The sequence below is a fragment of the Shewanella sp. genome (genome assembly GCF_013214165.1).
Classification (GTDB): Bacteria; Pseudomonadota; Gammaproteobacteria; order Enterobacterales; family Shewanellaceae; genus Shewanella.
Window position 1 is genome coordinate 1 of record NZ_JABSSM010000114.1, and the last position, 8,703, is coordinate 8,703.

Consider the following 8,703-nt stretch of genomic DNA (forward strand, 5'->3'; position numbering starts at 1 on the left):
CATTTTCTGATTTAGCTTCTGGCTGATTTAGTATTGGGATATTTTTTGAAGGTCGACCCTTCTTGGTAACCTATCGCTTCCCAGCGGGGTATGTGCACTATCTGCTTCGAGAAGGTTCTGCGAGGCGCCGGCTCTTGATTTTATAAGAGTCATCTCTGTAGGCTCTGCCAAAACAAACAACGTCCATGTTTAACGGCCAGTTCGGCATCCCAGCCTCTCGTTCGGAGAGTATAACTTCGTGATACCTCACCCTGTTTTGGAAGCTCGCAGCCGCATCTACACTTGGTTATTTGTCTCTTCGATTTAAGAATATTTGTTAGTTCACTAACACGGATATGCCCCAAAGTTTGCTAGCCTTCGAATGAAGCTTGGTTACATTTTCTGATTTAGCTTCTGGCTGATTTGATACTGGGTGATGGGTTTGAAGGTCGTTCCTTCAATGTAATCTAACGCCTGTCCGGCGAGGAATGTGCAGATACTTCTGCGAGACGCCGTGAACACTTCCATGTGGGCTCTACGGTTTCATCCCTGAAACCGAAGCTCGCAGCCGCATCTACACTTGGTTATTTGTCTCTTCGATTTAAGAATATTTGTTAGTTCACTAACACGGATATGCCCCAAAGTTTGCTAGCCTTGGAATGAAGGCTGATTACATTTTCTGGTTTAGCTTCTGGCTGATTTAGTATTGGGATATTTTTTGAAGGTCGACCCTTCTTGGTAACCTATCGCTTCCCAGCGGGGTATGTGCACTATCTGCTTCGAGAAGGTTCTGCGAGGCGGTGAATATGGCGCAGACATGCGCTTATGAACGAGAGGCAAGGTGAATATGGCATAGCCATGAGCCTATGAACGAGAAGCATGGATGCTGAACTGGCCTTTTTATAGGGACATAATTGGCTAAACTGGCCCTTAGATAGGATATCATTCAAGCACGTCCTTGTGGGCTCTGCGACAGCGTCTGATGTGAATGGATTCACAAATGCCGTGGTGACATGAATGTCATAGAACGGCCATGTCATCGAAGCTCGCAGCCGCATCTACACCTGCTGATTTACAAGATAAGTTGTCGCTTCGATTTTAGAGTGTGTGTTATTGCTAGTGTGAGAGGCTTAATCATGGCTCGCACCATGCATTCGCTACTTTGAACTTGGGGGGAGTTTAAGTATCAAAAATCTTATGGGTGTCCACTTATCACGGTTACATCAAAATCATCGCCTTGATACTTTAAGTTAGAACAAATCATCGGCTTATATGCCATTTAACACTCACAACGTCAGCACTGGTATGTGGTCAATGGCTTCATTTTTATGATGGGTGGCTCGATAAGTTCTTATCCACACAAGCCTCAAATTGTTGATTAGCATTGACCGAAGGTAAATCGACTGTATATTCGTAATTTTCAGGATAACGTGCGTTTAGGCAACAACGCCCTAAGAAACAGTAAAAAAATAATGGGTGTCCATTTAGTGTACGTTGACTTGCGGGTGAGAGTTATGGAAGAATTAGGTTATAAATTTCAACCAAACCAATTGGTTGAGTTTAATTTTTTGTATGATTTCCATTGATGTCATAGAAAGAAGGCCAGCCTATGTTAATCATGGCTGGCCTGATTTATTTCAAATCAAGTCAAAACTTAAATTAGTTAAAAAATGGATCTTTGCTTAATATAATCCAATGTTTTATAGCTAAAAAAGCAACAGGTATCTGAAAAACAGCCAAGCAAGAGAGAGTTCCCTTTAAAGTAAAAACGCCTGAACCAATAAAATATTCTATCGCAACTAATAGGGCACAAATTGCGATAAAGAATACCTCAATAACAAGTGCATACTTTAAAGTTAAGTTTAATTTACTACTCATATATAGTTACCCTTATTCTTCACCGTGATTATTATAGCCTTTCTGACTTAGATTTGAGGCAGCTTCGGCAGCTATTTCACCACTTTTTTGAACTAATGACGTACCAGCTCCAACCGTATTACCCACTATTCCACTTTTTGTTGCAGAAGAAATAGCTGAATTCATTGATCCAAATCCTTTTTCCAGAGTTTTAGCAAATCCTGTAGCTAGTTTAGCACCCGCCCCTGAACCTAATGCTCCACCAATCATCGCAGCACCAATTTCGCTAACTGTAGCAGGTTCACCATTAAGTTCTCCGGCTACGACAGCTCCAAATCCGCTAGCTGTACCGCCAACGGAAGCAGTAGTAGTAATAGCGTTACTAACAGACATTGTTCTAATAGCACTATTAGCAAGACGCCCACCAATGCCACCAGTTACTGCACCAACGGCAGCTGCAACTGCTATATCTGAACCATCTAGGTTAGAAAAGTCTCCGCCATTACTTATTAATTGAGCGCCAGTTTCAACCAATGCTCCAATCAATGCACCAATAATTCCAAATTCACCATCAGGGTCAATATACTTGTACGGGTTATTATTAGCGTAAGTATAACGGTTGAAGCCATGTACAGCATTTCCACGACCAATATGCCCCATTGCATTCACAGGATCATTCGAGTAAAAACGCCCGATAAGTGGATCATAGTATCGTGCCTGCATATAGGTCAAACCAAGATCTTCATCTTGCAGATGACCGGTAAAGCCTATGCCCGCTTTCTCACCACCAAGGCGTTTGCCAAAGGGCTCATACACGCTACGACTAACGACATTACCCGCTTCATCAGTCTCCATCACGGGTGTGCCTAACATATCAGTATGTTGATAACGCACCGATTGTGCAGCACTCACTTGGAGTGTCGCCATAGCAAGCAACAAACTCACAATCAATTTTATTAGGTTTTTCATCCTTAAAATCCCCATTAGAACTCGTCTCCATTACCGCTTCCACCAAAAGTGACACTTTTGGTCACTTGACCACCACTGCCTGTACAGGTCATTGCAGCGTGATAGATGGCACTGTCATCATTAATAACTATACCGATATGAATAAGGCCAGATAAATTCATATAGACTACGCCGTTGCGCTTAACGTTGCCTGCGCAGTTCGTAGCATTATTCGATATCCAAGATAATCGATAATTATCAACTATTCGTGAACCTATAGTTGCCGTTGGACACTTCTGTCCTTTTGGACAGCCACCGCTACCGCTACCTGAGTGTTCAGCAGCAAGGTAGAGTGAGGGTAGGTTTTGATTCGGTGGCTCAGTAGGTGTTCCTGTATCAGGAAGAGCATCAAGACCATCCCCCACCTCAGCAATAATTTGAGCGCCTAAATAAATGCTTTCTGCCTTTTTTCCATCTGGTTTCCGGCGATGAAGTAGCTTACCTGCTTGACTGTATATATAGTGATGCATACCACTTGATTTGTTTTGTGCCACTTTGCGATTATGGCCATCGTAACGATAGGTATTAGTTTTAGCCGCGGTCATTTGATTGGCTCGGTTGAATTCCAGCCCATAACGCCCGTTGTGCTTCACATTACCGCGGGTATCATAACCATACGTGTAGGCATATGCGCCACTGAGCTTATTAAGACGATTCAGTGAATTATAGTGGTAAGTGATTGATGAACCGCTGATACTGCGATTTAAGATATTACCTAGGCCATCGTAACTGTAGTTACCTTTACCCCAGCGACCATCTGCACTTTTAAGACGGTTAACGCCATCATAGCTTAAGTTATCAATGTCATTTTTACGGTCAACTCGGTCAATTAACCTAGATAAGTTGTCATTTGAGTCGTAACTCGGGTCTAAGTCTAAACGGCGAGTGGTGTTTTTCTTGTCGCTGATAGCATCGATACGCCCCGTGGTATCTAAAGACACCTTTCGTACAATGCCGTTGCCGTAAGTCAGCTGCTTTAATTGACCATTGGGATGATATTTAACGTTACTGGCATAATTGATACTCGCCGCAGAAGTGCCTTCACTCGCTTTGGTCGGCTGACCTAAGGCATTCGGTGAGTAATAAATGCTTCTCCCCGATGGATACTTGAGTGACGATACCGCGCCTAAACTGTTGTAACCCCAATCAAGCACAAAGTTTTTACTGTCCATGGACAGGGTTTCTTTCTCTATCAGGTTTAGCGAGTTGTACAGATAGCTCCAGCTAATGGCACGACTACCACTGCCCGATACCAGCGATGCTAAATTACCATTCGCATCATAGCGATAGCGATTATCAGGAGTTGCATCCGGGAAGTTTTCGGTGCTAAGTTGGCCTAGATTGTCATACCCCAACAGCACTTTATGCGAGGCAGGCACTGAAGATGCGGCGCAACTGTTACTGCCACCATTGGTGCCTTCGGCTCGCCAAATAGGCTGACGCTGAGCGTTATAACCATAGGCGGTCACTCCGGTTTCAGGGCGATAGGTTTTACACAGCTGTTGATAGCCATCATACAAACGTTTTTCGGTAACAGAGCCCTGCGTTATCGACTCTACTTGCCCAAATTTGTTGTAGGCAATTGAAGTATCGCTGGTATCAGGAGCCTCAATGAGCGTAGGTTTATTGTAGCTAGGGCTGCCGTAGGCAAGATAGGTCGTCGTGGTCGCATTGCCTTCGGCATCAGTGACTCTTTTCTTGTTGCCACTTAAATACTCTACTGTCGTGACGGCGTTATCACTTTGACGCGTGCTGGAAAAGACGGGACAGCCATATCTTTTGCGCATCTACACCTGCTGATTTACAAGATAAGTTGTCGCTTCGATTTTAGAGTGTGTTATTTCTAATTTGAGGGGTTTAATCAGGGCTGGCACCATGCATTCGCTACTTTGAACTTGGGGGGAGTTTAAGTATCAAAAATCTTATGGGTGTCCACTTATCACGGTTACATCAAAATCATCGCCTTGATACTTTAAGTTAGAACAAATCATCGGCTTATATGCCATTTAACACTCACAACGTCAGCACTGGTATGTGGTCAATTGCTTCATTTTTATGATGGGTGGCTCGATAAGTTGGCTCGATAAGTTGCTCGATAAGTTGGGGAGGGAGCGTCCATATATGGCTCGATAAGTTGCGATAAGTTGATTTGTGTGATTAAAAATTTGGGGAAGAAGACCTTAACAAAGAAGGTAAATTTTTACTACGCACTACTACGAATCTGATCTTTACCTTAACGACTATGACAGCATATTGTGTTCAAACGTTGAAATGCTCTATCATGTTCAAGATACTTGGGAGAATTATCATAAATTAGCTCCTCTAATTTCAGCAGCTTATGATAATTGGAAAAGCCCTAAAAAATTTTGGCGGTTTTGGTAGTAGCCACACATAATAACTTGTTTAATCAGGACAAAATAGTTGACTAAGTTTCGTCCCTCAACATTTTAGCCAACAATTCTTCCCCATTAACGAGGGCGTAATATTCAACAAGGCAGTCTAGTGTATAAATTAATGACAATAATGCTCTTAACTTTTTCTTCTAATGCACTTGCTAATAAAGTGAATACTCATGATGAACTCACTGTTACCTTAGAAAAAATTCGGGTACAGAATGATATCCCTGCGATGGCAGTAGCTATAATAAGCTCAGGCGAAGTGATTTATATTAAAGGTTTTGGATTTATTGATGAGAGAAAAGTGAAACCAACAACGAAACATTCGTTATTTCGAATTGCTTCAATCTCTAAACTTTTTACTGCCCAAGCAATTATGCAATTGGTTGAAGATAATAAATTAGGACTCAATGATACTGTTAGCCAATATTTACCCACATTTGAAAATAGTAACATTACAATTAAACAGCTACTTACTCATTCTTCCGGATTAAGTGATTCTGTCCAACCAGTAAACTTTAAAAATCAAAGATCTGAACAATCATACCTTAAGCTAGTGAAAAAAACAGCAGTCAACAACTTAGAAAATAGAACATTTGAGTATAGTGATACCGGCTTTAATATTTTAGGAAGTGTTATTAGCACTATTTCTGGCGCTAGATATGAAAAGTATATTAATGAAAATATTTTGATTCATGCAGGTATGAAAAAAAGTACATACTTCAACGGAATGAATGAAAACATTGCTGAAGCACCTCCTACATACAAAGGCATATTAATAGATAAAAGTGATCAGCGTCCCTATGACTTATCATTTAATCCAAGTGAAGGTTTAGTTACAAATGTAAATGATCTAAGCCTGTGGCTAAAACTAACACTAGCTAATGACAATTCTCTTCTAGAAGAACAAACATACAAAAATATGTTAGAACCTCAAATTAAAACGGTATGGGGGGATATATATATGGGATTGGGTTGGCAAGTATACAAAAGTGAAGGTAAAAATGTTGCTAGGCACCCCGGTAGTATTAGGGGATATAAATCATTAATTATTGCTTATCCTGAAAATGAAGATGCAATGATATTACTTACCAATTCAAGTAATACTCCTCGATGGGAGATTGCAAAATCTATTACAAAAATAATGAAACAGAATGCGGAGTGGTAGTGGAACTTAATCGGCTAGCCGGAGGGGCCTAGCCTCCAGCCCCAGGGCTAACGCATCAACGTCTATTTGTTGAACAAATCCATGCTTTCAAACAAATAATCATCATTTAGACAGCAGAGCCTGCGCTTGTTAGCCATGCTCGATGATCGTGATTTGTTTTGCTTCAACATGTTTAATATCCATTGTCGGCCGTGTTCAACATGCAAGTGCACCACCTGAGTCAACTTACTCAAGAGTATATAAATAGGAGGTGAATCACAGTCGGAATGGCGATATTTCCTTCCATCCATCCGTATCCTTTTCTGCCAAGGCAAACTTAAATCGATAACCCCTAGTCCCCTTTTTGAGTCTTAGATCGGTCGCAACTAAATGCCCGTCAATCTCCTCTAAACGCATAAAACCATTTGTAAACCAGTCTAAAGACGCTAAAGCGGGCGTTGGCACCTCGATGGCAGCGTAACCTAAATCTTGTTTTGGCGACATCTCCAGTGAATTAGTCAGTGCATTCAACTTAACATCATAAAAAACACCGTCATCAATCACAATGGCGGTCCACCAGTTCAGGCTAGGATAAAGCGGAGCAATAAATATTTTGTCCGCAGGTATCCCTTTATGTTTTAAAAAAAGACGGGACAGCCATATCTTTTGTGCTTTAGAGCATCCTCTACTAGCCTTTAAGTTACCTCAACTCAGTGTTGTTCAGGATAACGATTATGACTTCAGCTCGACGAACCCTTATCGACCCAGAATCGACTCCGTTTTATCATATAATAAATCGTTGTGTTAGAAGAGCTTACCTCTGCGGTGAAGATAAACTAACTGGTAAGAGTTTCGAACATAGACGCGGCTGGATTGTCGAAAAAGTTAAGGCTCTTTCTGCTATCTTTTGTATCGATGTCTGTGCCTATGCAGTGATGAATAATCACTATCATCTCGTGCTTAAAGTTGACCTTGATAGAGCGAAGTCGCTGTCTAACCGCGAGGTAATTGAGCTTTGGTGTAAGGTGACTAAAGGACATGATGTCGCGACTAAATACATGAATGGCGATGCCTTAATCGAGGGTGAGCGTTTACTGCTTGATGGTCTACTTGCTGAATGGCAGGAACGTCTATCGAGTATTAGTTGGTTTATGCGCTGTCTCAATGAAGAGATAGCACGTAGGGCCAATCGTGAGGATGAATGTAAAGGCGCTTTTTGGGAGGGACGCTTTAAGAGCCAAGCCCTGCTCGATGAACAAGCACTCCTTGCCTGCATGATGTACGTGGATTTAAACCCCATCAGAGCTGGGATTGCGAACACACTTCAAGCATCTGATTATACGTCTATTCAGGAGCGTATTATCGAACTAAATACCTCTGAGAAAAACACCAAAGCAAATGATGATAAATCTGCCTCAGCCTCGAGTGAGCCACTCCAACCCCTTGCCAAGTTCGATGGTGCTGCCCACCTAGCGACTCAAGCAGGTATCCCATTTCATTTCTGTGATTACCTCCAACTTATCGATTGGACAGGCAGAGCCATTAGGCCTGATAAAACAGGTTTTATTGATTCAAACCAGCCTAAATTACTCAATGAACTTGGTATTGCACCCGATGCCTGGATAACCTCAGCGAAAGAGTTTCGCCGCCAATACAGTGGTATTAGTGGTCGTTGGGATGCGATGTGTGCTTTCAAAAAGCGGCATAACTGTGGGCAATGGTGTAAAGGTAAAGCCAGCAGCAATGCACTTCATCCATCCCCTTAGCAAGGCTTTCGGACAGGTCTTCGGAAAGGTCTTCGCGGCTGAAGCCGCTCCTACGTTAAAAGGCTGGTCGATAAATAAACATGTCGGAGCGAAGTAGGCCCTGATAATAATTTAAGATACTTTTCCTAATCAATGTCAGCTTAACTAGAGCGATTGCACTAACCCATTTATGTCCAGAAACTTGTTACAAACCAATAGAGCTGAAATCGAAGAAATAAATACTCAGGTGTGAACGCGGCTGTGACCTTCGGTTTCAGGGTGAGGCTTCACTTAGTGAAGCTCTTCGAACGAGAGGCAAGGATGCTGAACTGGCCTTTAAACATGGAAGTTGTTTGAAACCGCAGAGCGTATAGGGACATATTCACAGCGTGTCACAGAAGTGTTTGCACATTCCTCGCCGGACAGGCGGTAGATAACAATGCGATATTGGTATGCAAAATACTGCCAAGTACCGAACCAGCCCAATGAACCCACAACAGATACTTGAAACTTGTTATCCGACAAGTAAACTCATCTCGGTCCAGAAACGAGTTACTAGCAAGTACCACTA

The 8,703-nt window shown here is 42.2% G+C and carries 7 protein-coding genes and 1 pseudogene; 2 read left to right on the forward strand and 6 right to left on the reverse strand.

The window, feature by feature from the left end:
- Window positions 1–372: 372 nt before the first annotated feature.
- The 4 genes from HRU42_RS19425 to HRU42_RS19440 form a co-directional block, all read right to left on the reverse strand.
- Window positions 373–507: a hypothetical protein gene (locus tag HRU42_RS19425; RefSeq protein WP_295033558.1), complete on the reverse strand. Its 135-nt coding sequence runs from the start codon at window positions 505–507 to the stop codon at window positions 373–375.
- A 1,131-nt stretch (window positions 508–1,638) separates the two neighbouring features.
- A complete protein-coding gene (locus tag HRU42_RS19430; protein ID WP_295033560.1) occupies window positions 1,639–1,857 on the reverse strand; it encodes a hypothetical protein in 219 nt (72 codons plus the stop codon).
- 12 nt (window positions 1,858–1,869) lie between these two features.
- Window positions 1,870–2,805: an RHS repeat-associated core domain-containing protein gene (locus HRU42_RS19435; protein WP_295033562.1), complete on the reverse strand. Its 936-nt coding sequence runs from the start codon at window positions 2,803–2,805 to the stop codon at window positions 1,870–1,872.
- A 14-nt stretch (window positions 2,806–2,819) separates the two neighbouring features.
- Entirely contained in the window at window positions 2,820–4,631 is a 1,812-nt protein-coding gene (locus HRU42_RS19440) for a hypothetical protein (RefSeq protein ID WP_295033563.1), read from the reverse strand.
- 715 nt (window positions 4,632–5,346) lie between these two features.
- Between HRU42_RS19440 and HRU42_RS19445 the strand changes: the two genes are divergently transcribed.
- A complete protein-coding gene (locus tag HRU42_RS19445) occupies window positions 5,347–6,408 on the forward strand; it encodes a serine hydrolase (protein ID WP_295033565.1) in 1,062 nt (353 codons plus the stop codon).
- A 62-nt stretch (window positions 6,409–6,470) separates the two neighbouring features.
- On the opposite strand, the pseudogene HRU42_RS19450 reads toward HRU42_RS19445, so the two are convergent.
- Together HRU42_RS19450 and HRU42_RS19455 are read right to left on the reverse strand one after the other, a co-directional pair.
- Window positions 6,471–6,596: pseudogene (locus tag HRU42_RS19450) on the reverse strand (ISAs1 family transposase); the annotation flags it as partial.
- Between the two features lie 67 nt (window positions 6,597–6,663).
- A complete protein-coding gene (locus HRU42_RS19455) occupies window positions 6,664–6,951 on the reverse strand; it encodes a hypothetical protein (RefSeq protein WP_295033567.1) in 288 nt (95 codons plus the stop codon).
- 170 nt (window positions 6,952–7,121) lie between these two features.
- Here HRU42_RS19455 and HRU42_RS19460 point away from each other — a divergent pair, with 170 nt between their 5' ends.
- Window positions 7,122–8,153, forward strand: coding sequence for a transposase (locus HRU42_RS19460; protein ID WP_295033569.1), 1,032 nt, complete (start codon window positions 7,122–7,124; stop codon window positions 8,151–8,153).
- The last annotated feature ends 550 nt before the right edge of the window (window positions 8,154–8,703 follow it).